Origin of the sequence: Salipiger mucosus DSM 16094 (assembly GCF_000442255.1) — a bacterium.
Lineage (GTDB): Bacteria > Pseudomonadota > Alphaproteobacteria > Rhodobacterales > Rhodobacteraceae > Salipiger > Salipiger mucosus.
Map to the genome: position 1 here is coordinate 525496 of NZ_KE557274.1, position 22242 is coordinate 547737.

The 22242-nt window shown below is 60.8% G+C and carries 22 protein-coding genes and 1 pseudogene; 5 read left to right on the forward strand and 18 right to left on the reverse strand.

Going from position 1 to position 22242, the window contains the following annotated elements; genetic code table 11:
* Positions 1 to 344: 344 nt before the first annotated feature.
* From iscB to ruvB, 9 genes and pseudogenes are all read right to left on the reverse strand, one after another.
* Positions 345 to 1448 (reverse strand): annotated as a pseudogene (gene iscB, locus SALMUC_RS31015) (RNA-guided endonuclease IscB); the annotation flags it as partial.
* Between the two features lie 261 nt (positions 1449 to 1709).
* Complete coding sequence (locus SALMUC_RS08560) at positions 1710 to 2702, reverse strand: hypothetical protein (RefSeq protein ID WP_156883443.1); 993 nt, start codon at positions 2700 to 2702, stop codon at positions 1710 to 1712.
* Positions 2703 to 2746: 44 nt separating this feature from the next.
* A complete protein-coding gene (pilO2, locus tag SALMUC_RS08565; protein WP_020038400.1) occupies positions 2747 to 4201 on the reverse strand; it encodes a type 4b pilus protein PilO2 in 1455 nt (484 codons plus the stop codon).
* Positions 4202 to 4207: 6 nt separating this feature from the next.
* A complete protein-coding gene (locus SALMUC_RS08570; protein ID WP_020038399.1) occupies positions 4208 to 5770 on the reverse strand; it encodes a hypothetical protein in 1563 nt (520 codons plus the stop codon).
* 11 nt (positions 5771 to 5781) lie between these two features.
* On the reverse strand, positions 5782 to 6597 hold the full coding sequence (locus SALMUC_RS08575; protein ID WP_020038398.1) for a toxin co-regulated pilus biosynthesis Q family protein: 816 nt from the start codon (positions 6595 to 6597) through the stop codon (positions 5782 to 5784).
* A gap of 3 nt (positions 6598 to 6600) precedes the next feature.
* On the reverse strand, positions 6601 to 6993 hold the full coding sequence (locus tag SALMUC_RS08580; protein ID WP_156883444.1) for a hypothetical protein: 393 nt from the start codon (positions 6991 to 6993) through the stop codon (positions 6601 to 6603).
* A 94-nt stretch (positions 6994 to 7087) separates the two neighbouring features.
* A complete protein-coding gene (locus tag SALMUC_RS29675) occupies positions 7088 to 7246 on the reverse strand; it encodes a hypothetical protein (protein WP_020038396.1) in 159 nt (52 codons plus the stop codon).
* Between the two features lie 113 nt (positions 7247 to 7359).
* The gene (locus tag SALMUC_RS08585; protein ID WP_020038395.1) at positions 7360 to 8202 is read right to left on the reverse strand and encodes a hypothetical protein; all 843 of its coding nucleotides are present in this window, start codon (positions 8200 to 8202) and stop codon (positions 7360 to 7362) included.
* Positions 8203 to 8347: 145 nt separating this feature from the next.
* Complete coding sequence (gene ruvB / locus SALMUC_RS08590; RefSeq protein WP_020038394.1) at positions 8348 to 9304, reverse strand: Holliday junction branch migration DNA helicase RuvB; 957 nt, start codon at positions 9302 to 9304, stop codon at positions 8348 to 8350.
* 106 nt (positions 9305 to 9410) lie between these two features.
* Between ruvB and SALMUC_RS08595 the strand changes: the two genes are divergently transcribed.
* Both SALMUC_RS08595 and SALMUC_RS08600 read left to right on the forward strand, forming a co-directional pair.
* Complete coding sequence (locus tag SALMUC_RS08595) at positions 9411 to 9689, forward strand: HU family DNA-binding protein (protein WP_020038393.1); 279 nt, start codon at positions 9411 to 9413, stop codon at positions 9687 to 9689.
* Between the two features lie 273 nt (positions 9690 to 9962).
* A complete protein-coding gene (locus SALMUC_RS08600) occupies positions 9963 to 10358 on the forward strand; it encodes a hypothetical protein (protein WP_156883445.1) in 396 nt (131 codons plus the stop codon).
* Between the two features lie 9 nt (positions 10359 to 10367).
* On the opposite strand, the gene SALMUC_RS08605 is transcribed toward SALMUC_RS08600, so the two are convergent.
* A complete protein-coding gene (locus tag SALMUC_RS08605; protein ID WP_217626329.1) occupies positions 10368 to 11054 on the reverse strand; it encodes a PhoH family protein in 687 nt (228 codons plus the stop codon).
* Between the two features lie 329 nt (positions 11055 to 11383).
* Here SALMUC_RS08605 and SALMUC_RS08610 point away from each other — a divergent pair, with 329 nt between their 5' ends.
* Positions 11384 to 12055 (forward strand): hypothetical protein, encoded by a 672-nt coding sequence (locus SALMUC_RS08610; protein ID WP_021120101.1) that lies wholly within the window; start codon positions 11384 to 11386, stop codon positions 12053 to 12055.
* Between the two features lie 41 nt (positions 12056 to 12096).
* Positions 12097 to 12378, forward strand: a complete 282-nt coding sequence (locus tag SALMUC_RS08615) for a hypothetical protein (RefSeq protein WP_021120102.1) — start codon at positions 12097 to 12099, stop codon at positions 12376 to 12378.
* A 26-nt stretch (positions 12379 to 12404) separates the two neighbouring features.
* Here the strand turns inward: SALMUC_RS08615 and SALMUC_RS08620 are convergent, their stop codons facing one another.
* The 8 genes from SALMUC_RS08620 to SALMUC_RS08655 form a co-directional block, all read right to left on the reverse strand.
* Positions 12405 to 12905 (reverse strand): hypothetical protein, encoded by a 501-nt coding sequence (locus SALMUC_RS08620; protein WP_020038389.1) that lies wholly within the window; start codon positions 12903 to 12905, stop codon positions 12405 to 12407.
* 58 nt (positions 12906 to 12963) lie between these two features.
* A complete protein-coding gene (locus SALMUC_RS08625) occupies positions 12964 to 16083 on the reverse strand; it encodes an efflux RND transporter permease subunit (RefSeq protein WP_020038388.1) in 3120 nt (1039 codons plus the stop codon).
* Positions 16080 to 17108 (reverse strand): efflux RND transporter periplasmic adaptor subunit, encoded by a 1029-nt coding sequence (locus tag SALMUC_RS08630; protein WP_020038387.1) that lies wholly within the window; start codon positions 17106 to 17108, stop codon positions 16080 to 16082. Before SALMUC_RS08630 ends, SALMUC_RS08625 begins: the two co-directional genes overlap by 4 nt.
* A complete protein-coding gene (locus SALMUC_RS28175; protein ID WP_084513953.1) occupies positions 17099 to 18235 on the reverse strand; it encodes a zinc ribbon domain-containing protein in 1137 nt (378 codons plus the stop codon). The genes SALMUC_RS08630 and SALMUC_RS28175 overlap by 10 nt, the downstream gene beginning before the upstream one ends.
* The gene (locus tag SALMUC_RS31795) at positions 18180 to 18731 is read right to left on the reverse strand and encodes a recombinase family protein (RefSeq protein ID WP_084513954.1); all 552 of its coding nucleotides are present in this window, start codon (positions 18729 to 18731) and stop codon (positions 18180 to 18182) included. Before SALMUC_RS31795 ends, SALMUC_RS28175 begins: the two co-directional genes overlap by 56 nt.
* A 365-nt stretch (positions 18732 to 19096) precedes the next feature.
* Positions 19097 to 19666: a hypothetical protein gene (locus SALMUC_RS08645; protein WP_020038385.1), complete on the reverse strand. Its 570-nt coding sequence runs from the start codon at positions 19664 to 19666 to the stop codon at positions 19097 to 19099.
* A 101-nt stretch (positions 19667 to 19767) separates the two neighbouring features.
* Entirely contained in the window at positions 19768 to 20358 is a 591-nt protein-coding gene (locus SALMUC_RS08650) for a helix-turn-helix domain-containing protein (protein ID WP_020038384.1), read from the reverse strand.
* A 66-nt stretch (positions 20359 to 20424) separates the two neighbouring features.
* Positions 20425 to 21219, reverse strand: coding sequence for an isochorismatase family protein (locus tag SALMUC_RS08655; RefSeq protein WP_021120106.1), 795 nt, complete (start codon positions 21217 to 21219; stop codon positions 20425 to 20427).
* 281 nt (positions 21220 to 21500) lie between these two features.
* On the opposite strand from SALMUC_RS08655, the gene SALMUC_RS08660 reads away from it, so the two are divergent.
* Positions 21501 to 22034 carry a GNAT family N-acetyltransferase gene (locus SALMUC_RS08660; RefSeq protein WP_020038382.1) on the forward strand — a complete coding sequence of 178 codons (534 nt, stop codon included), beginning with the start codon at positions 21501 to 21503 and terminating at the stop codon, positions 22032 to 22034.
* The last annotated feature ends 208 nt before the right edge of the window (positions 22035 to 22242 follow it).

Below are 22242 nucleotides of genomic sequence, written 5' to 3' on the forward strand. Positions count from 1 at the left end.
CCTGTTGCAATATGATATCCGTACCCGTTGTTGCGCTGAAGTATACGGCAGTGGCGATGCGAAATGCCCTGGACGGTACCCGTCCGGGTCTGGATGTTGAACGACCCACTCCGGCGGATGGCAACACGGCCAGTATACGTCCCGGCCTTGCGGCCGTTCGGAACGCTCGCCTTGACGATGTCGCCCGTCTGGACACCGTGGATCGACTTTTCCGACATGAGATATCCCCGCGGGAAACCATGCCGATCCAGCCGCGTCCGTGCGTGGCTCCCGCGGCCCATGGCGGTGATCCGCAGGACCGGCTGATCCCAGCCGGTCAGACTGTTGACCTCACCGACGCAGGCCGCGTCGAGACTGTGCGTCTTGGGAATGCCCAGGGCCGCCCGGTTGTATTTCGTGCGGCCACCGGTGGCCGTCGTCACCGGCAGGCCCGTGGCCCGCAAAGCGTGCCAGGTGGCATTGCGCGTCGCATTGACCGCGGCCGCGTCCCTCAGCGGCCGCTTTGCCTGGGCCCGGATCCTGGCCAGCCTGGCGGGTTTTCCTGCCAGGAACGCCTCGACCGGCTTGTTGCCCTTGGCCTGGTTGCAGGGCTCGCAGGCCAGCGCCAGGTTGGACACGCGGTTCGATCCGCCGCGCGAGCGCGGGTGGATATGCTCGATCTGCAGCGGCACATGCCGCGCGTTGCAGTAGGCGCAGCGGCGATCCCATTTTTCCAGAAGATACTCCCGCACCTCGTAGCCAGCGAGGGTGCCCTGTTGGTACTCGGCGCCGGAGACCTCCGGGTTGTCGAGCATCTGCATGTCGAAGCGCACGCGCTCGACGGCGATGGATGTGACCGGCACCAGCTTGCGGTACCGTGCCGCCCAGCTGGCGACATTGTCGACGCGCGATTGCAGGGATGGCGGCAGCCACCCCGGGGCCCGGCGCCGGTTGTCGAAGCGCTTCTTACGGTAGCGCAGGTTCGCGGAGCGCCGACGGCGCCGGTGACCACGCCGCTGGTCCATCTTCTTGCGGATGGCGCCGCCACGATGGGTCACCTCGGAGAGGTGCAGGACATCATCGGCCGCCTCGTCCTTGCGGACAAGCGCCATGCCGGTGGTCTTCGAGCCAGGGTCGACCCGCAGTTCGACATCCTGCGTGTCCCCTTCCGCACGATCCTTGAGCCGGATCGTGAAGGGGTAGGTCTTGTGAACGACGGCCCGGCCGTCCTTCAGGAGCCGGCGGGCCCTTGCGGGCCGCGTCGGCATGAGGGGCTTGCCGTTGCGGGCAAGCACGAATACGCGGCTTACGCCGCTCGCGGAGGAGGGCTGCCCCCTCCGGTGGCGCCGTCTTTTGACGGTCTCCTCTCGCACATGTTGACCACCCGCACATGCATCCGCCCCGTTTCGTGCCTGACCCGGCTTGTCTACTGACGGTGCTTCGAGAAGAGGGCCGTGCTGAGGAGGCACACGACCGTCGGTCTTTGACGTATGGTTCAACGTAGATTGAATAAGATAACTCCTTTCTTTCTTGTGCTGGTCAGCATGCGCGTGGATTACGCGCCGAACCTCGATCTAGGACCCGAAGGCAGCACCGCTGCCTTCAAGCCCCGGACTTTAGTCCGGGGTCACTGACACGCGTATCCTAAATGCCCTACGGCATGAGCAAGCTATGCGCGTAGGGCTAAAGGATTGATAATCGCTCGGAGGCGCCTTGTCGAGCCTCGAGATTCAGGGATTGGCGTTATCTGCCGCCTGTCCAAGGAACCCGGGGGCCCCGGCAGGAGCCGCGTTGCGCGTCCGGCTGGATTCCGAGCTCGGCCGGGACGTCTGCTGTTGCCGGCTTCCGGCATAGGAGCCGCGGTCCAGCATGTAGGAGTTGTCCCCCTGCGAAACCTCCACGCCGGTACGGCCGATGGCAGTGACACGGCTGCCGTCGCGCAGCTCGTCGTGAAGCGAAACCGTACGCTCCACGCCCCCGGGGTACGACAGCACGGCGGTCGCCCGTCCGCCAATCATGCGGATATCCTGGACGCGCGGCGCGGAGGCGGTGAAGCCACCGGAAGTCGCCACACCGGGATCAGGCGTGGCCGTGGGTTGCATTGCCGGTCCCTGCTGACGCACCCGGGCCAGTGCATCGTCCCGTTCCTGTCGCAACCGCGCGATTTCCTGTTCCGCTTCCGTGAGGTCGGCGGTGGTTTCGGCCAGATCTTCCTCGGCTGTTGCGGCCCGGGTCTCAAGGGTTTCCAGTTCCTGGGCATGCTCCTGCCGGGCGATTTGCAGCTCTTCCTCGAGAGAGGTGATGGTGCTGCGCATGTCGTCGATGCTTTCCGCGCTGAGCTCGGTCCAGAGCTCCTTCGCCAGACGGGCCCGTTCCAGTTTCAGCTGGAGAAGGCGGATCTCACGCTGGGATTTCGAGATCTGGTCCAGATCGGACTGCGTCCTGGACACGTCGGGACCCTGCAGGGTCTCTTCCTGCTCTTCGTCCTCGGTGACGGACATTTGCCCGAGCCGGTCATCCACTTCGTTCACGAGGCTGTCGTAGTACTCGTCGAACTGGTCGAGGGAGACATCCTCACCCATGGGCGGCAAGTCCTCGCCGCTGCCCGAACCGCCCTGGCTGGATCGCGAGTCCTGCTGGAACCGGCTCTCGCTGGCCCCACGATTGCTCGATCCGTCTCCGCCAAGGAAGCCCTGTGCATGGGCGGAGGTGCTGACGATCATGAGAAGCGCGCTCGCGCTCAGAAGTCTGTTCACTGGTTGCATGCTTATTCCTCTGTTTCTTCCACCGGCTTCGGCAGTGGCGTGGCGCGCTTCTCGAAGACGTTTGCGGTCATTGACCAGTTGCCGGACTCGGGCTCGAACTCGATGGAATCGATAACCAGGGCAGGGATCTCTTCCAGGATTGGCAGAAACTCGGTCGGCTTGTGTTGCGTCGTGAAGGAGAAGGATGCGCGCTTGTAGTAACGGTCGAGTTTCACCTGGCGGTTCGCCGTGTGCCGGCTCCATTCGATGGGAAGGCGGAGTTCCTCGAAGTAGTATAGAAGGTGACGACGGATCTCCTCGAGGGATCTTGTGGTGATCCCTGCACCGTAGTCTGAGACGAACGATCCCGGCCGCACGAAGCGCAGCGTCGAGGTCATGGCGTTCGCCGAAAAATCGGTCTCGGGATAACCATTCGTCCGGAAATAGTGCTCGGCCCAGGGAACGGTCCCGATGTTCTTTTCCAGGCGCATGGAGATCGCGGCGTTGCGGCACTGGATTCTGAAGACGTCCCAACCAGGCACGTCGATGGGCGTCTTCAGAATATCATCCACGCAGACGATGATCGTGCCGGGGCCGGTCTGGTTTCCGAGCCAGGGCGGGTCGGGTGGTGTCTCCTCGACCTGGCGCTCCTCTTCCAGTCGCAGGACAGGGTTTACGCTATCTGAAACGGCGTCGAGGGCGGACCGGATCTCGTTTTCCCGCGCGATGCGCTCCTGGGTGGCCTCGTACCGGGCCTCTTCCTGCTTCTTGTTGTAGTAGTAGTACCCGCCGCCAGCGCTCCCGGCGATCACGGCAAGGACGAGTCCGGCAAGGATGATCGTGCCGGTCGGGTTCGTCTGGCGAAGCTTGCATCCCCGACCCGACAGGTTCAACTGACGCAGATCGATGGTTTCCGCGTCGTCGACGGGCCAGTTGGCCGGCGCTACGATCCTGTCCCATTCCGACGAATGCATCAGGGACATGAAGCGCTCGCGCGCATCCTCCTCGTCGTAGTACAGGCGGTCGCAGTCCGTCAGGACCTGGCCATCGCGCGCGGCGGCCAGGTAGTAAGTCTGCCCAAGACGAAACACGACAAGCCAGCTGCCCTCGAAGTTGTTGCACAGTCGATCTGCCAGGGCCGGCATGCCGACCTTGTGACCAAGGGCTTTCGAGCCCAAACCGTACTGGACAACATCGCCGTTCCGAACGCAGTAGAACTCCGCGGTCATGTCGTAGTTTTCGGATGCGGCGCGGGCCTCCTTCTTTGCGGAGGAAACATCCGACGACGAGTTCCAAGTCAGGCCGATGGCGTAGGTCTTCTTGCCGATATCCAGGGTGCCGCTTCCCGTGGACCGGGCGACTTCGGTCTCCTCGAAGTCGTCGAAGATACCCTCGTCATCGGCCGACTCCTCCGGATCCGAGCCGGTATTCCGACCGTCGGTATCAAAGAGCTCGTCGATTTCCTCGTCGGAGTTCATAGGCGATCACCTGATTTCTTCGATGGCCTTGCCGGTATCCAGGATGACGGGCGTGATCATGATGACCATGACATCGCGCTCGAGGGAGCCGCTGACCCGCCCACCGGTGAGCCAGTTCTCGGCGCTGCCGACACCCTGCCTGTCGCTGCGCGACGTGGTCTGCTCGAAGCCGCTGAGAACGAGCGTGTTGCCCTGCGGAACCATCACCTGCTGCGTGAAGCTGCGGTTGTTGATGTTGGGAAGCTGGACCTCGCTGCCGCCGACCGCGAAACGTTCGAAGCCATCTTCGGATCCCACCAGCTCGGAGGTCGAGATGTTGTACTGCAACGCGATCTGTCCGTTCGACACCACGCGCGGAAGGACCTGCATGTTGAAACCGGTCTGGACCGAGCTGGTCTCGAAGGTGGTGCTGGTTTCGTTGGTTTCCTGGTCGGTCTCTTCCGAGATCTCCGACACGTAGCTGCGTTCGTTGCCGACCTGGATCGGAGTTGGCACGTTGTTCAGCGTGGTCGCGTTGGCAGTCGTGACCACGCTCACGTCGCCTTTTTCCTCGAGCATACGCACGGCACCGGACAGGTTGCCGATGCGCCCGATGGGTTCGAGGATCTGCCATCCAAGCGAGGACGCGAGATCATTGCTTCCGCCGCTCGACCGGAAATCGAACTCGCCGGACTCCACGTCGGCAAGGGAGAAATCAGTGGCGAGCTCGCCGCTGTCATCCATGGACACGTTGAAGACCTGGACGCTGACGGCAACCTGCTTGCTCAGACGCTTGTTCTGCTGGGCGATGTAGTCCGCAACCTTGTCATGCACCGCGTTCGGAGCCGTGATCGACAAGGTGCCCGTTGAACGCGACGCCGTAACCGTTCCGCGCGGCTGGACAATGCCCTGGATGGCCGTGACCAGCTCCTCCCAGATGTTGATGCTGAAAGTGGAGTTCATGGACTGGCTCGATGACCCCGAAGAGCCCTCGCCACCGCCACCACCGGATCCGCCACCGCCGGAACTCACGCTCATGTTGCCCGTGCTGCTCGAGGGGAGAAGGCGAACCGCATAGGTCCGGGTCCGGTGGAGAAAGAAATCGATCTCGTCGCCATCGTAGCGCCAGTTGATCCCGAAATGGTTGCCGACCCGGCCCAGGAACTTGCTCAGCTTCCCTTCGTAGTCCACCGACATTTCTCTCGGGTAGCCAGAACCGCTGTTGCTGACGATGGATTCCTCGACACTGACCGGGATACCTGTCGTTTCGTCGAGGAGTGCCGCGATCCCCATGATATCCAGGTCCTGGAACGACACGAGGGTCACGCCCTCGCGCTCCACGGCGCGGGGCAGGGGTTTGCCATTGCGCAGTTCGCGTGCCTGGCTGCCGAGCCAGATCTTGTCGGAGACTTGCACGTTGGCCGTGTTGCCCTGTGGCAGGGGCTGCGCAGAAGATACCATCAGGCGCTCGGTTTCCTGCCGGGCATTGTCAGTCACCTTGTCCGCCTCCTGAACGGCCGGCGTCGAACAGGCTGCGACCGCAAGGAATGTGAGGGCGGAAATGGATTTCAGGATCTGTGCCTTGGTCATGAGATTTCCTTTCAGCCGCCCTCGACGGGGTTCGAGACGACGAGAACGTTGTTGCCTTTGAAAAGATCGCCCTGGATGGCCGGGGTGATGCTGTCGAAGGCGTTGAAGAGCGCGTTGACGGCGCTGATGAAGTTGCCTTCGAATTCCGCGGAGGCCTCGATTGGATAGCTGTATTCGCTGTTCCAGTGGATGGTCCAACCGGCGCGATCACCCCAGTCCTTCAAGGTTTCCTCGAGCGAGGACCCGGCAAAGACGGGCCAGACCTCGTCGTCGGTTGCGATGTTCGTTTCATCCACGCCAACCAGGATCGCGTCCTCGCCGAGATGTTTTGGGCGGAGTTTGGGACGCAGGGAGTGATCGAGAACGGCAAGTCCGGGTGTTCCAGGGTCGGCCTTCGATGCGTCTTCTTGGCCGCCGAGCTTCAGGCCCGGGGTTCCCTGGAGATCATCCGGGTAGCTGTCCTTGCGTGGCCCGATTTTCGGCCGGCTGTACTCCGAGATCCGCAGGCCGCTGGAAAGCTCCCGGCGCGCCTGCGGGTTCGTGGTGATCCGGACGCGATCCGTTTCCGTGATGTCGGCGAACAGGCCGACCTCGGAGAGGGTGTCCTCGAGGACCACGTCCCAGGCATCGCCGCCCTTCCAGGACACGCGCTGATCGACGTCGACCCCGGGGCCGAACGTCACCTCGTACTTGTCAGGAAGGATCTGGTCGACGGCGAAGGTCAGCGGAATGCTGTCACCGAACCCGGTCACCGGCTCTTCGGCATGGACGGGCGCCGCGCCCGCGGCGGCTGCGAGAAACAGCAGGAATGAGGGTCGAAAATTCATGGATCAACTCGCGCGTTTTGCAGATACATTGCCCGGATCGCTTAAGTGATCCTTTATTTCATAGCCGGGCGCGGCCATGGCCAGCCATCGCGGAAAACTTCCCCGGCTGAACCATTGGTGGACGGCCTGGCGCTTGTACCCGAAGACCTTGGCGGTCGCCTCGTAGGTATCGAGGCCGTTGCGGATCTGCCAATCCTTCACGGTGGTCACGGTCAGCACGAGGGGCTCACAGCCGCACGAAATCGCCCGCGTGGCATGATCCACCCAGAGCGGTGTCCTCCCCTTACCCCGCCAGTTCCGCAGGGTCTGTGCCGAGGTGCCGAGTTTGTCAGCTGTCTTGGTGTCGAAGCGGAGGCCTTCTTGTCGTCTCCATCTTTCGAAGTCGCAGTATTCCATCATATTCTCCGATGCTCCGAAGAATATAAGTGCGGACGCTTACGGCCCGGTAAACAAATTTGGCGCTATGGAGAGCGTTCAGAAGTTCAGAAATTCAGACGTTGTCGAAGCTATTGTCCTTCAGCAAGCCGGACAGAGCTCCGCCCGTCCGCTGCGAGAGGGCGGCCGAGTAGTTCTTCCAAATTTCGGCACCGGAAAGCATCTCCTCCTTGGAGTAGGCTTTCACGCCGCTGGATGTCTCGTCTCTGGCCATCTTGGTTACCGATCCGGTTTGTCTGCTTTCCTGTAAATTTTATATCGATCCTGAAAGTAAAAACCCTGATTTTGGTTAATCGGGAATATTTTTTCAGAAATCCTGAAATTTCCTCATCCGGCCGGACGTCCCCAGCGCTCATCCTGGTAGGCGGAAAGCATCATCGACCATCGATCCCGGGCGTGTCGGCCCCGGTCGGTGTCGTGAGTCAGTTCGGCCCGGCTTTCGATTCCGCACCAGATTTTCAGAACGTGTTCCGCGTAGGATTTCGCATCGACACCCCGCAGGTGCCCAAGGTCGGCCCGGCAGATCGGGTCCTGTACGAAACGCTCCTCGCGGCGCGCCAGCCAGTGCCCGAAGCGTTCGTCGTTGCACAGGATGTGCGACTGTGCCGTGGGCGACAGGTCATCGAAACTCCGGCGCTTCTTGCGGGCGGAAGGGGCGTCCGGCTGATCTTCATCGTTGAGGGGCCAGACCACCAGGGACAGGATCTCGCCGTTCTTCTTGCCGTGCGCCATGCCGTCACAGGGGTGGACAGGGCCTGCACCGTCGGGCCCCTCATCGAGCCGCAGGGTGACCTTCATGCCCTCGGCACAGTCCTCGGCCCACCAGATCAGGAGGCTTTCACCGGCATAGACTTCTTCGCCCGGCGTCTGCGAGAGATGTTCCGGATGACACACAAAGATGCGGAGGCGTTGCCCCTCGGTCTTGGTGCCGCGCGCGGCACGCAATCCCTTGAAGGGGTGGGACTCGTCCTGATCCGCATCAAGTAGTTCGAGGGTGAAGGACATGCCGGACGACGAGGTGTGCCCCCACCGGAGCAGTTTGACGTGACCGACATAGCACGGTGGCATGCCCTTGAAGGCTTCGACCTGTTGCGCGCCATTGATCATCGGTTGTTCACCGATGCCATCGTGATTTTCACTTTCCCGGCTCTCGGGGGCCTCGTCGATCACGTCCTCCGGCGCGGGGACGGAGGGCGGCGTCCGGCGGACGCGGGCAAGAGATCTCTTGAGACGCGGGGTGCGTGCTGCAAGTGCCATGGTAGGAAACCTGTACGTTTCCTCCACATTAGATCAGTGTTGGCAAAGACTCAAGGATCTATTCTTGCGCGTCGACAAGAACGCGTCCCCGGTTCGTTTTCGCGATCAATCCATTCCGGATCAGGAAGGGCTCGATGGATGTCTCCAGGGTATCCCGACTCTCGGAGAGGGCGATGGACATCGTTTCGATCCCCACCGGTCCGCCGCCAAACATGTCCCGAAGGGCATCCAGATAGCGCGTGTCATGTTCATCCAGGCCATCCGGACCAATTCCGAGGCGGTCGAGACAGGCGATGACGAAATCCATGTCGTATTCGACGCCGGCATCTTCTCGGAAATCCCGCAGTCGTTTCAGGATCCGGATGGCAATCCGCGGCGTACCGCGTGACCGACGGGCGATTTCTCGGCACTCCTCGTCCCCCGGGAACTCCCCCATCTTCCGCGCGGCATTTTTCAGGATCTCCGTCAGCGCCTCGTCATCGTAGTATTCCAATCGTACCGGGATGCCAAACCTGTCCAGGAGTGGCTGCGAGAGGGATCCCTTGCGGGTTGTGGCGCCAACGAGGGTGAATGGCTGGATCGGGACCTCGATGGGCTCGGGCTGCTGGTAGCCTTCCCCGACGAGGATCGTGATCTTGCTGTCCTCCATTGCGGAGTAGAGAACCTCTTCGACGAAAAGCGGCAGGCGGTGGATCTCGTCGACGAAGAGCACGTCGCCACGCTCCAGGGCGACGAGAAGGGTGGCAATTTCACCGGGCTTCTTGATGGCAGGAGCTGAGACGGATTTGAAACCGGTTCCCATTTCATTCGCGATGATCTGGGACAACGTCGTCTTTCCCAACCCGGGTGGACCGTGGAACAGCACGTGGTCGAGCGGATCACCGCGCCGCCGGGCACTGCGGACATAGACGGACAGGTTTTCGAGCGCATCCGATTGCCCGGTGAAATCTGTAAGCCCGGTCGGTCGGAGGTCGTTCCCCGCGGCCGCCGAATGGTCTCGTACAATATCGTTCATGAACTGCCCGCCCGGGTTCTATCCGAGCTTATCCTTTCGCGTAAATCCTAACTGAATACTTTCGCATTACAAGTGACAAGTGCAGTTACAAAAAAGGAAAGCTTGGATGAACAAGGTGGAGATTGAGGCCAAGGTCGCAGAGGAGCTCGGAATGACACGGAAGGATGTGTCCCGGGTCATGTCGGCGGTCACCGAGACCATCGGGGATGCTATCGGCAAGGGGCAGGACGTCCGGATCTCCAAGTTCGGCTCCTTCCGGGTCACCACCCGGAAAGCCTGCAAGAGCAAGGACCCGACAACCGGAGAGATCCGGATGATCCCGGAATCCAAGAGGATCATGTTCCGGCCCGGAAAGGACCTCAAGTCGAAGGTGCGCGACGACTAGACCACCATCCGGAGTGCCGTGGTAGAACCGCACTCTGACAGTATGCTCAAAAAATGAGCATACTGTACTTTGCCCTTCAAGGCCTGATGTCCGCGAAGGTCATCCACAGGTTTGTCCCCGTGAACTGGGGACAAACCTGAACCCGGTATCCGAACCCGTTGCGGTACTTCGACCGATGAGAAGCACGCTTCGAAGCACGCTTACACGGCGTCCTGCTTGTGGTGGACCGCTCTCGAAGGTAGCGTCCGCCATCAGACTTCGGATGCGGGCGCCATGGATACCAGAGAAATCGCCGACGCCATGTGTGCGCTGCTCGACCGAACGAGCCGAGAAAAAATGCTTGGAATCAGCGAGTTCGTCTACGGCGAGGACATGAAGGTCTATACGCGCGTTCAGAACCGCTTCCTGCCGCTGATCGATGGCAAACGCTATGTTCTGACCATCGCCGCAATCGACGTGTACGACGAGGCGCAGATGGGGAAAGGCCGCATGACCGAGCTGCTCGCTCATCTCGAAGCGAATTGCCGCGGCCGTGTCGACGGGATCGTCGTGGAATGCGTCAACAACCCCAGGTTGGCGGCCTACCTGCGCCGCCGCGGGTTCGAGGACACCGATCTTGGTGCCTTCGAGCGAGAGCTCAGCCCGACGCTCTTCAAGGCGCTGGGCTGAGCTCGCCCCTCAGATCAGGTGAGCTGTCTTGGACAGGATCGGGTGACGGACAATGTCTTCCGGGCCCATGCGATGGGTGGCGATGCCCTCCACGTCACCGATCCTGCGCACCATCTCCATCAGGCCCGACTTCTGACCGATGTCGCTCTGATCGGGATCACCGACAAAGACGATCTTCGAGCCGTGCCCGAGCCTGGTGTAGATCATCTTGAGTTGCCCATAGGTGCAGTTCTGGGCCTCGTCCACGACAATCATCGCGTCTGATAGCGTGCTCCCCCGCATGTGAGCGATGGGCCTGAGGAGAATCTGACGCGTGTTCTGCATCCGGTCGACCGTCTTTTTTCCGGCGAAGTCGACCGCGCAATCGAGCATGGGCATCATGAAGGGTGCGATCTTGTCGTTCCCGTCCCCTGGCAGAGATCCGAGCTTTTCCCCGGATTCCACGGCCGGCCGCACGAAGATCACCTTTTCGAAGAAGCCGCGCTGAACACCTTCGACCCCCATGGCGACCGGAACGAATGTCTTGCCAGTCCCGAAGGTGCCCAGCCCGAAGCAGACGTCATGCATCCCGATGGCACGGCGGAGGGCTTTCTGGCCGTCGCTGCGCGGCGTGAAACCCTGAATCTTCGGGGAAGGGAAGGTGTCCTGCTCCTCCTCGAACATCACGGTCACATTGTCAGGGGTGGTCTTCTTCACTGGTTTGCCCATCGGGATCTCCAAAAAAAAAGCCGCGAAACGGGGAAGACCCGTCCGCGGCGTAGGTTGAATGTCGCTTCTGCGACCAAGGCAGCATCACAATCGAAAAAAGCACTCATTCCATCGTCTCTTCGATACTTCTGCAGGTACCGCTGAGGACGAAAGCGACAAAGAAAAGATGCCGACCGGTCACAACCTCTGATGTAGGAAAGAGGTTTTCGGGAAGATGAAGTTTTGGGCAGTGGTCGCGGATGCGCGAGCTTCCCCTCTTGGGTTTTTCTTGAGGTGGCCGGTTTACACAAGGCTGACAGGGCGCTAGAATTGTTGACATGATCCAAGAACAGAATTCGCGTGTCGCCAACCCTGAAACTGTATCTCCGAAGGAAGAGCCTTCTGAAGGCCGCGTCCAGAAGAAAAGGTGGAAGCCGTTCTGGGAGCGTATCCGCGAAAGGAAGGCGCTCGGTAAGGACATTCTCTGGTATGCGATCCAGAACTTCGAGAGGCTGACTGAGGACGACCTGCAGGAACTGAGCCCCGAGGAGCGGCATTCGGTCGAGAAAGCATATTCGGACCCCGCTGAAATGCTGAAGTATAAGACGAAGTCCAAGAAGGAGAGAGCCAGGGAGGCCAAGGAACGAAAGAAAGCGCGCAAAAATCGGGAAGATCAGCGGGTGCGCGAAATCATTGGCCCGGACTTCGATCTTCCATACGAAAAGAAGCCCTTCCAGCAGAAGATTAGTGAGCTTCGTATCCGCAAAAAGAATACATTCCAGCTCATCCTGCAGTACAGGGATAGCTTGACGGACGAAGACCTCGCCTGCCTGACCGATCAGGAACGGGAGCGACTGGACCAGTGGTTCAAACATGCCGCCGAGAAAGAAGCGCGGCAACAACGTGAGCGGGAAGAGGCGGATCGTCGTCATCGCGAGCGGCGGGCCGAGATCAAGCGGTATTGGGACGAAGAAAAAAACGCATCTGGGAATCTGACGATCCAGCTCTGACCGGTGCGCGTTCCATCTACAGCCAGCAAGAACTCCGGTTTTTGGGGTTCAACAAGGATCAGATCGCCCGGGTCAGCGAATACCGGCGTCCCGGGATGCGCCTGACGGCCGCCGCCGAATACCTCGAGATTCCGAAGGGTCGTCTGGATCGGTGGGAGCGCGAAGGACTCGTCGAGGCCTCCTTCCATCGGCGCATGCGGGTCACCGGACAGGGCACTGTCGGTGCGCGGCACTTCGTTCCCGATGACCTCGACCGGATCCGGGCGCGCATGCCGGAAATCGAACGGCAGTCGAAGGCATTGAAAAAGACCCGGCGAGGTTGACGCTCGTCATTGCGATTGACGACTGGCTATTCCCGGTCGTCAAGAAGCTCCACGAAGTGGAACTCGAGCGAGTCTCTGGCGACCCTGGTCGGGAAGCGACTTCGAAGGAAGTCCATCACGGCTTCTCTATCCGTTCCAGGGAGAGGAGCCGTGCTTGGCGTGGAGGCTCTGTTTTTCTCGTCACGTTCGAGCATGTAGGTGACCAGAAGGATGGGCTTGTCGCGCCGCATCTGAACAAGGTTCGGCGGCAACGGGAAGACCGGGTCGTCGTCTTCTCCGGATCCCGAAAAGAAAATCTCAGGAGGGACCGTCACACCGTGCACATTGGAGATGGCCTCAAGAACCTCCCGAAACGTCTTCTCTGATCCGGTGTCAGGAACGGCACCGAACTCAAAAATCCCGAGGGCGTCTCCACTGGAAATGGCATGCGCGAGCCTGTCTGCCGCATCGGTCGGATCCAGCTGGGTCACACGGATCGTGCCCAGTGCAAGGTTGCCAAAGCAGATGTCTCCTAGAGCGAGTAGCATTCGGGACTCCTTGTTTTCGAAGAATGCTATTCCAGGCCGTGCTCGGACGCCAGTCGTCCTATGACGCTCGACTCCTGCGAAGATGCCTGCGACCTCCAAGCCGATGCGCAACCATCAGCATGGACGGCGTCACGATCAGGGTGAGACCGGTCGCAAAGACCAACCCGCCGGCAATCGCGGAACTGAGCTCCGTCCACCACTGCGTTGACGGTGCGCCATAGACGATCTCCCGGGTGAAGAAATCTATGTTCACGCCGATGACCATCGGAAGGAGCCCAAGGGCGGTCGTGATGGACGTCAGAAGCACGGGCCTGAGGCGCTGGGCACCGGTTCTCAGGATCGCTTCGCGGGCATCGATGCCATTCTTCCTGAAATCGTTGTAGGTATCGATGAGGACGATGTTGTTGTTCACCACGATGCCGGCCAGGGCGATGACCCCGATGCCGCCCATGACAACCCCGAACGGACGCCCGGTGACGATCAGCCCGAGAAGGACGCCGGCCACCGAGAAGATGATCGCGCTCATCACGATCATGGCCTGCGAAAAGCTGTTGAACTGCGTCACCAGGATGATCGTCATCATGAGAATGGCGGCAGCGAAGGCGGCGACAAGGAAGGTCATGGCGTCCTGTTGGTCCTCGGCCTCGCCGCCGAAGGTCCATTCGACCGTGTCCGGAAGATCCATCTCCTCGAGCGCCGACCGCAGGGCGATGACCTGGTCATTGACCAGCAGGCCGGGGGCCACGTTGGCCTCGATGGCGATGACGCGCTGTTGATCGATCCGCTCGATGGCGCCGGACCGGGGAATGGGCCGGAACTCGACGAAGTTCGATACCGGCACCAGGCCGTTGCTTGTCGGGACCCTCAGGCTCTCGAGCTCTTCCAGGGTACGTTCCTCAGAGGGGAACCGGACCCGGATGTCGACCGATCCGTCGGTGTCGTCAGGACGGTAGTCGGCAACCGTGATGCCCTGGGTCAGCAGCTGAACAGCCTGCCCCAGCAAGGTCACGTCGGCGCCGAAGCGGGCGGCCTCGGACCGGTCCACGTCGAGCTCCCATTCCACGCCGGGCAGGGGGCGGGTGTCGGTCACGTCCGTGAAGCCACCTATCCGGTCCATGGCCGCCCGCGCCTCCTCGACGGCGGTCGCCTGCGCGTCCCGGTCATTGGAGATCACCTTCAGGTTCACCGGTTTTCCGCCCGAGGGGCCATTGGACTGCACCTGTGCCTGAACATCGATGCCGGCGATATCGGACATGTCCTCGCGGATGTCGGCTGCGATCTCCTTCGCCGGCTTGCGGGTGTCCCACTCGGTCAGCTCGAGCTGGATCGTACCGATCTCTTCCGCATCGGACCGCTGGCTGCCACCGGTGCGGGCATAGACACTGGCCACGTTGCCGTACTCGAGAAGGCGCTCTTCGACGTCACGGACGAGGTCGTCCTTTTCATGGATCGAGAAATTGTCGCTCGCGCGGACCTGGACCTGTATGAAATCGGGCTCCACCGAGGGAAAGAAGCTGACCCCGTTTCCGAGTTCCCCATAAGCCAGGAAGGCACCTACCAGAGAGAGCACGGAAAAAATCAGAGTCCGTACAGGGCGCAGGATGGCCCACTCCAATGCCCGGACATAGAGGCCGGACAGTCCCGTCATGTTCCTGGGATCGCCTTTCTCCGCCGCGTGGATCTGCCGGGCCTGTGCCGCGGTCTGCGGCTGCCGGCGGCCGATGATCCCGCCCAGCACGGGAATGAAGATCAGCGCCATCACCAGCGACGCGAAGAGCGTCAGGAGAACCGTAATCGGCAGGAATTTCATGAATTCCCCCACAACACCGGACCAGAAGAGCAGGGGGAAGAACACGCTGAGCGTGGTGGCCGTGGACGCGATGATGGGCCAGGCCATCCGCTTGGAGGCCTTCGAGTAGGCGTCCCTCGGGGTATCTCCTTCCAGAAGATACCGGTCCGCGAGCTCCACCGTGACGATGGCGCCGTCGACCAGCATGCCGACCACGAGGATCAGGCTGAACAGGACCACGATGTTCATGGTGAACCCCATGAAATAGAGGGCCGCGACACCGCTTAGGAAAGCGCCCGGGATCGCCATGCCAACGAGGATCGATGAGCGCAGACCCAGGGACCAGACGATCACGATCATCACCAGCAGAACGGCCGCGATGACATTGGCCTCGAGATCGCTGAGCATGGTCTTCACCTGCTCGGACTCGTCCTGCATGTAGGTAACCCGGACACTGTCGGGCCAATCCGCCTGTGACCGGTCGACAACGTCGCGAACGGCGGCCACCGTTTCGATGATGTTCGCTCCAACGCGTTTCTTGATCTCCAGCGCGAGGGCCGGCTGCCCGTTGATCCGCGCGAAGCCGGTCGGATCCTCGAATGTCCGGCGCACGGTCGCGATGTCGCCGACGGTCAGCACTGTGTCCCCGCGCACCTTCACCGGCAGCTCCATGACATCCTGGAGGTCTTCGATCAGCCCGGGCACCTTGAGCACCATCCGGCCGGCGCCACCATCGATGGCCCTCGCGGCGATGAGGCGGTTGTTCCGGCTGATCTGGTTGATCAGCTCGTCGAAGCTGAGGTTGTAGGTCTCGAAGACCGTCGGGTCGATCAGGACCTCGAGCAGCTCGTCGCGCGCGCCCCCGATGTCGACCTCGAGCACACCGGAGACGCCCTCCAGGTCATCCTGGAGATCATTCGCCAGGTCGTTCAGGGTCCTCTCGGGAACAGGCCCGGACAGGATCGCCGTCAGGATGGGAAACAGGGCAGTGTTAATCTCGGTGACCGTGGGATCGTTCGCATCCGCCGGCAAATCCGTCTTCGCGGTGTCGACGGCCTCGCGCACCTTGTCGAGCGCCTCGTCGGCATCGAAGCCGGGATCGAACTCGAGCTGCACGCTCGCATACCCCTCACCGGCGGTGGCCGTCATCTCCTGCAGCCCGGTGATCCCGCTGAGCTCGGTCTCCAACAGCTCTGCCAACAGGCGCTCTGAATCCTCCGGCGCGATCCCCTCCAGGCCGACGTTGACGAAGACCATGGGGATCGGGACCTCGGGCGAGGACTCCTTGGGGATCATCGAATAGGCGAGGGCCCCTGTCGCGAGCACGATAAGGATGACAATCGCGACCACGCGCGATCTGGAAAACGCGGCATCGATCAGCTGATTCATTGCTGGCCTCCGGTGCCCTGCTCGGATTCTGATTTTTCAGGACTCGGGTCCACGATCTCTCCGTCCCGAACGAACCCCTGACCGATGGTGATGATGTCGGCATTTTCAGGAAGTCCGCTGACCCAGACACCATCGACCTGCGTCCTCTCGACACTCACGGGGTGGAATACGACCTCGTCGTCAGGGGTGACGGTCTTCACGCCCAGGGTCCCATCTGTACCGAGCGAAAGCACAGCCGGGGAGACGAAGTGGGCCTGCAATGTCCCTGTGGGAATGCGCACCTGCGCCGATAGACCGGACGCCAGATCATTTTCAGGATTGGGCACCCGGATCTCGGTCTTGAACGTCCGTGTTTCCGGATCGGCGTCGGCGCCCACGAAGACGACCTCGCCGGTGCGCTGTTCCCCGGTGATGAACGCGACCTGCGCGGCCTGTCCCTCGGAAATCCGTGCCACGGACTGCTGGGGGACCTGGATGGCGATCTCGAGGGGGTCGGTGTCCAGGACCGTGCCGATTTCCGTGCCAGCCTGGACGAACTCGCCTTCATCGAGATCGAGGGCATCGAGACGCCCGGCGAAGGGCGCCCGGATGACGGCATTGTCGAGGTTTTCCTCTGCGCGAGCAACCTGGGCTTCTGCGCTGGCGAGACCGGCGCGGGCATCGGATACGCGGTCGGCCGTTGCCACGCCGCGGTCGAAGAGAGAGCGCGCGTTGTCGAATTCGCGCTGGGCGCGGTTGAGCTCTTCGCTCGCCTGCTGAAGCGCGGCCTCGAGATCCCGATCCACGAGGCGGGCGATCTCCTGCCCGGCCGCCAGGTCCGCGCCTTTCCGAACGGCAACGTGGGCCACGGTTCCCGACGCCTCGGATCGGAGAGCGGTCCGCCTGTCCGGCTGGGCCTGCCCCTCGGCCCTGAAGACTTGAGGCACGGTATCGGCCGAGCTCGCCCGCACGGCAACGGAGACACCAAGTTTCGTACACAACAAACGCAACAATTCAGAGAATTGAACCGTTAGTCTTACGTACATGGCTCCTGGTCGCCATATAGCGCTCGCAGCATGATGCCCCGCGCGCCATTTACGTCCCGGTCAACAACGATTGTTCCGTCGCTGATCTTCTTTGCACCACCCAGGTTGTCGTGGATCACACCATCCCACGAGCGGGTCTTCGAGGTATATGCCTCGTTGACCATCACCAGGCGCTTCCCGTACTTCCGGCACATCCACTCGAGCCTCTGCCGGAAGCGGTAATGGCCCAAGCCCAGCATGGACCTGACGGTCTTGGTGTTGATCTTTCGTTCCTGCTTTTCGACCATCTGGGACGTTTCGAAGGTCGGAAGCAGGATCACGTCGAAGGATTTCACGAGATCATGTGCGACCCGCTTGTGCAGGTCGTCCACGAGGTTTCGCACCCGGACCATGGCACGATCAATTTTCTTCTGGAAGTGCCGTGTCCACTGGCTATTTCGGGATTTCGCCCGTTTGCCGATGAGCTCGTCGAGCTTTTCCAACAACGGCCAGATCCGCGTGATGTAAAAATCTTCTCCGTAGGTGGTGCATTGGTCCACTGAGTACGCGGTCGCGAAGGTCCGCACACCGGGGTCTATAGCCACGACGGACTGGGCTTGGATTTCGTCCTGACCGACCGTGGTGATGTGTTTCTGAGCGCAGATGAACCACTGCCCCCGCTCAGAAATGATTCTCGTCTGTGCTCCGAAGGCTTCCTCCGGAAGCGCTTCGGAGACGTGGAAATTCCGCGTCACGAAGTAGGGCGTGAGCTTCTGGATGATGAAGCCCTGCCGTACCTCCTTGAGGCTTTTGAAGGAATAGTCGCACTTCTCGCCGCGCATGCGCTTCTTGATGACGGCATCGCGTGTCTTGAACGCCTCGACGACGGCTTCGTCGCATGCGGCGGAGCCGAAGGTCTCGCCCCGCTCATGCGCTTCCGCGCGGACAAAGTCCCGGATGATGCGCCTCAGGTTGACCTTCCGCAGGTCGGGATCATTCCGGTCGATATACCCCTCGTCGGCTTCCACGAAGCATCCGATGGCCTGGTTGTAGGCCCGGCGATGCTGCCGGCAGAGACCGATGACAAACGCCTCATCCCTTGGGTAAACGCGGATCTTTTCGGTCCCTTTGATGTGCGCGCTTTCCATGGACGGAGTTGCAGAAGGAAGTGATAAACGCAACGAGTTCGCGCACGTCGAAAGGATCGGCTTGATCTTGCTCTTCCAGAAGCTCGACTCCACCTCCAGATAGTTCGAGGATGTGTCGGATGAGCGGGAGTCCGGATCGGGTGATACGGTCCGATGTGGTAGCCACCACTCGGACTGGGTCTCCGCGCAAAGCGCGTTCCAGTATGGCGAGGAAGCCTCGTCGACGGAAATTGAATCCAGAGGCAATGTCACGGGCAATTCGCGCGTCTGGATATCGTTCCCGAAGAATCTGTACTTGCCTATCGAGGGAAGAAGCTTGACGGGCACTAGAAACCCGGGCGTAGAGGACGGTTTCCGGATCTGCATCGATCCAGACGCGATAATGTCCTCCGATGGTACGTTCGTATCTGTGATACCGTTCGTCCTCAATCCAACGCCTGATCGTCTGAGACGTTACCCTTTCTCTGCGCGCAAGCTGCGTCGTGGATAGCCGCATGGCATTTATCCAACCATCTCGTCAAGTCCTAATTGATAGATATGACGTGTTGCGATTGTTGTCAATTCTACTGGCAGTCTTTTCTTGGGAGAGATCGCGGATTTTTGGTCGGGAAGGGTGCCGTCAGGCGAAGCAAAATGCAGCCGCAAGGGCAACAAGGCGCAAGCTGCAATGCGCGACTGGAACACGTGGCCGGGTAGCAATGTGCAAGTGGCTGGTATTGCCACAGGAGCCCGGGGTTTGCGTTCGTTCGCGCTGTCACGCGGACTAGGTCATAAAGATTGCTGTCTCGTGCAACCCTTCCCGGACGAAAGCCGGCGTGATCCCGATTTCAGGATCGGTTCCGGCTCCCGTCATCTTGATGTTCAGATGACCCCGTGCTGTTCGAGGACAGACACGGAGGAGGGCGACAGGTCGACCTTGTTCTCGACGTTGATCTCGAGGGCCTGATCCTTCAGGTCCCGGTGTTGCTTCCGAAGGCGCGTAAGCTCCTGTTCGAGCTCGCCCCGAACTTCCTGGTTCAGGGCGCCGAATGGCACCTTGTGGTTGTATTCGGCGAACATGGTGCTTCGTCCGTCGTCTTCGAGGATCTTCTGTTTCGTGCCCGAGAGAACATCGTCGCTCGGTCGCGCATCCTTCTCCAGCGCCTTCCTCGTGGCCTTGATCTTCTCGTCGACCATGGCGGTATCGGCGAGAACGTCATTCAGACCCGACACGTGGTTCGCGGCAGAGACGGTCTTGCGGATCTCAAACAGGACCTCGCGGAGTTTTTCTGCATCCTGGCGCTTTCCGGACCATTCCTCGGCGACCATCGGGGCCCGCTGCACGGGATCGTCGAAAGCATTCACCTCGAGGACCGGGGGAGTTTCCAGCGCTTCGATCTGAGCACGGATCTCGTGCTGCAGGGAGTTCAGTTTGCGAAGGGAAAATGCCATGCTGGTCCTCGTGTTCTCAAATGATGGAATGAATAGGTACTATCCTTTGGCTTCGTGGTCAAGAATAAAATATATGGCTTGAACAGATCCCAGTGGACGTCTCACCGCCGGCGGACAATCACCGCATAGATCGCGTAACGATCCGTTGGGTTCCGAAAGGTAACAGGAGTAGGCGGGCCGAGCGACATGCAGTCACCAGCCCCGAGAACTTCGGTCTCCGGACCGCAGACAATGGTCAGGTCACCTTCGAGGACCCAGATTAATTGGTTAATGAACGTGTACGCTTCCGCCGGAAATTCGGCCTCTGCATGGGGCGGGAGTACGACCTTGGTGACATCCATCCCGGTGTTGGAGCCGTCCGGAGAAACGGTTTCGCGCGAGAGTCGTGTTTCCGGATCGAAGAACGTGGCCCGGTCAGTTTGCCGAGCCACCCGCAGTTCTGCCATCTCTGGTTGGGCAACGATCTCGGATACCGTCATACCAAAGGCGGCAGAGAGTTTCCCGACCATTTCCATTGTCGGACTGCTTTGCCCACGTTCGAGCTTGTTGATCATGCCCTGCGAGACCCCGGCAAGGCCGGCGAGGTGTTGCCGGCTCCAACCCGCGTCCTTTCGCAGCTTCAAGAGCCGTTCCGCAAAACTCTGCGGAACGGCGGTAGTCTTGGTTGCCTTGCTGGCGAATGGCTCGTTCAAGTCAGCGACCCCTCAGTGCCCTGTTCTTGTAACCGCCACCAAGCGGTTTCGCCACACAAAGATTACTCAGGAGACCAGTCGAACGAACTCGTCCGACGAGATCACCGGTGCAAAGAATGCGTTGATCCTGTCCATGGCGGCGGCTTCCTGGTCCGGTCGGACGCAGCCGCATGCGTCGCCGATGACGATGGGCAGGAAACCGTTGTCTCGCGCGACCCTTGCGTTGCCTTCGATACACCAGTCGAGGTGAATGCCGGTCAGGACAATCGGCTGCACCTGCTTGCGGGTGAGTTCCAGTGGTAGCGGTGTTCCGAACCACGCGCATTGGAGCGCGACCTCGCTGAACTCGTTGTCGCCCGGACGTACAAGGGCCTGCAGATCATCGGCTAGGTCGTTGTCCGCCGCAGCCTGCTCTTCGGTCTGGTCCGCGCCGGCAGTCCAGGATGCATACTGAACCGCGTCAAAATCATTCACCGGGTGCGTCGGCCGATAAACCGGGTATCCGATCCAGTTGAAAGAAACGAAGTTCCCGGCAGCACGGGCCGCCTTTGCCGCCTTGACGGTTGCGGGAAGACTGCCGCGCTCCCAGTGGCGCTCGGCCGCTTGAACCCCCCAGGGCTCGTAGAGTGATTTTACCTGGCTCACCGACATGAAGGCTGCTGGCCTCGAAAGGATTTCCCTCAGGTCGAGTTCCTGCCAATGAGGCGCAAGTTCGGGGATTGCGGCCGCACCGCCTTTGAGCCGCTCTTCCGTTGCATTCGCGGCCTTTGCGGCCCCGCCGAGTATCGCTGCGCCGCCAGCAGCCATTCCGAACATTGTTCCACGGCGTGTCACGCCCGAACTCTCGTTTTCGTATGTCATCGTGTTCTCCGTTATCTGACCGTATGCGGTCCCGGACCGAGCTGAACGAGAGATGCTGATTCGTACACTATAGTAGTAAAGCAAGGCCCCTTCTTGAGAGGAGTGAGTGAATGTTCATCAGTATAGTGAGTGAGCGCCTGTCTTTTCGGCTGATCACGCCTGATTGGGATGATTGAACACGAAATGCCGGCGCAGGCATCGCGCCGAAGAGTGAAGTTCGGGTACGGCGATGTGCACCATAATGGCAAAATTCTAATGAAAATCAGCAGAGCGAGGGCGACATGCAGATACGCGACGCGGAAGAGAACGACATCGACGCGATCACCGAAATTTACAACGATGCCGTACGCAATACGACGGCGATCTGGAACGACAATGTGGTCGACAGGGACAACAGGCTCGCCTGGTGGCGGGAGCGCCTGCGGGTTGGGTATCCCGTTCTCGTGGCTCAGTCGGACGAGGGCAAGATCGTCGGGTACGCGACCTTTGGGGATTGGCGAGCCTTTGACGGTTATCGCTTTTCTGTCGAGCATTCCGTATATGTCTTGAGTAGTGAGCGCGGCGGTGGGATCGGACGAACCCTGATGATCGAACTGATGCAGCGAGCACGGGACCTGGACAAACATGTGATGGTCGCCGGCATTGAAGCGGGAAACGTCGCGTCCATACGGCTGCACGAAAAACTGGGGTTCGAGAAGGTTGGTCAGATTTCCGAGGTGGGAACGAAGTTCGGAAAGTGGCTCGACCTGGCCTTCATGCAGGTGAAGCTGGACGGCAGACTTGCTCCGGCCCCGTCCGAAGACGTCGCTTCGTAAGGGACGACTTCGGCGCCCGCCTATGTGGATGGGGTGATCGCAAGGCCGCGACCGACCTTCTTCAGCTTGCGCAAAAGCTCGTCGATCTGAACCCGGCGCTGCTGATCGAGCCGGATGTCGATTAGGGCCGGTTCGTTTGGCAGCTGGAAAAGTGGCAGAGAATCCTTGAAATAAGGGGCGCCCGCGGGCGCCCCTTATCGGACCGTGC

Coding starts and splice junctions, on each gene's coding strand:
- SALMUC_RS08580 (WP_156883444.1), bottom strand. CDS start 6,993: ATGGAATACTGCGACTTCGAAAGATGGAGACGACAAGAAGGCCTCCGC.
- SALMUC_RS31795 (WP_084513954.1), bottom strand. CDS start 18,731: ATGCGGCTATCCACGACGCAGCTTGCGCGCAGAGAAAGGGTAACGTCT.
- SALMUC_RS29675 (WP_020038396.1), bottom strand. CDS start 7,246: ATGGCCAGAGACGAGACATCCAGCGGCGTGAAAGCCTACTCCAAGGAG.
- SALMUC_RS08620 (WP_020038389.1), bottom strand. CDS start 12,905: ATGCTACTCGCTCTAGGAGACATCTGCTTTGGCAACCTTGCACTGGGC.
- SALMUC_RS08630 (WP_020038387.1), bottom strand. CDS start 17,108: ATGTACGTAAGACTAACGGTTCAATTCTCTGAATTGTTGCGTTTGTTG.
- SALMUC_RS08645 (WP_020038385.1), bottom strand. CDS start 19,666: ATGGCATTTTCCCTTCGCAAACTGAACTCCCTGCAGCACGAGATCCGT.
- SALMUC_RS08610 (WP_021120101.1), top strand. CDS start 11,384: ATGATCCAAGAACAGAATTCGCGTGTCGCCAACCCTGAAACTGTATCT.
- SALMUC_RS08560 (WP_156883443.1), bottom strand. CDS start 2,702: ATGATCGTCAGCACCTCCGCCCATGCACAGGGCTTCCTTGGCGGAGAC.
- SALMUC_RS08660 (WP_020038382.1), top strand. CDS start 21,501: ATGCAGATACGCGACGCGGAAGAGAACGACATCGACGCGATCACCGAA.
- SALMUC_RS08595 (WP_020038393.1), top strand. CDS start 9,411: ATGAACAAGGTGGAGATTGAGGCCAAGGTCGCAGAGGAGCTCGGAATG.
- pilO2 (WP_020038400.1), bottom strand. CDS start 4,201: ATGAACTCCGACGAGGAAATCGACGAGCTCTTTGATACCGACGGTCGG.
- SALMUC_RS08575 (WP_020038398.1), bottom strand. CDS start 6,597: ATGAATTTTCGACCCTCATTCCTGCTGTTTCTCGCAGCCGCCGCGGGC.
- SALMUC_RS08570 (WP_020038399.1), bottom strand. CDS start 5,770: ATGACCAAGGCACAGATCCTGAAATCCATTTCCGCCCTCACATTCCTT.
- SALMUC_RS28175 (WP_084513953.1), bottom strand. CDS start 18,235: ATGGAAAGCGCGCACATCAAAGGGACCGAAAAGATCCGCGTTTACCCA.
- SALMUC_RS08625 (WP_020038388.1), bottom strand. CDS start 16,083: ATGAATCAGCTGATCGATGCCGCGTTTTCCAGATCGCGCGTGGTCGCG.
- SALMUC_RS08655 (WP_021120106.1), bottom strand. CDS start 21,219: ATGACATACGAAAACGAGAGTTCGGGCGTGACACGCCGTGGAACAATG.
- ruvB (WP_020038394.1), bottom strand. CDS start 9,304: ATGAACGATATTGTACGAGACCATTCGGCGGCCGCGGGGAACGACCTC.
- SALMUC_RS08600 (WP_156883445.1), top strand. CDS start 9,963: ATGGATACCAGAGAAATCGCCGACGCCATGTGTGCGCTGCTCGACCGA.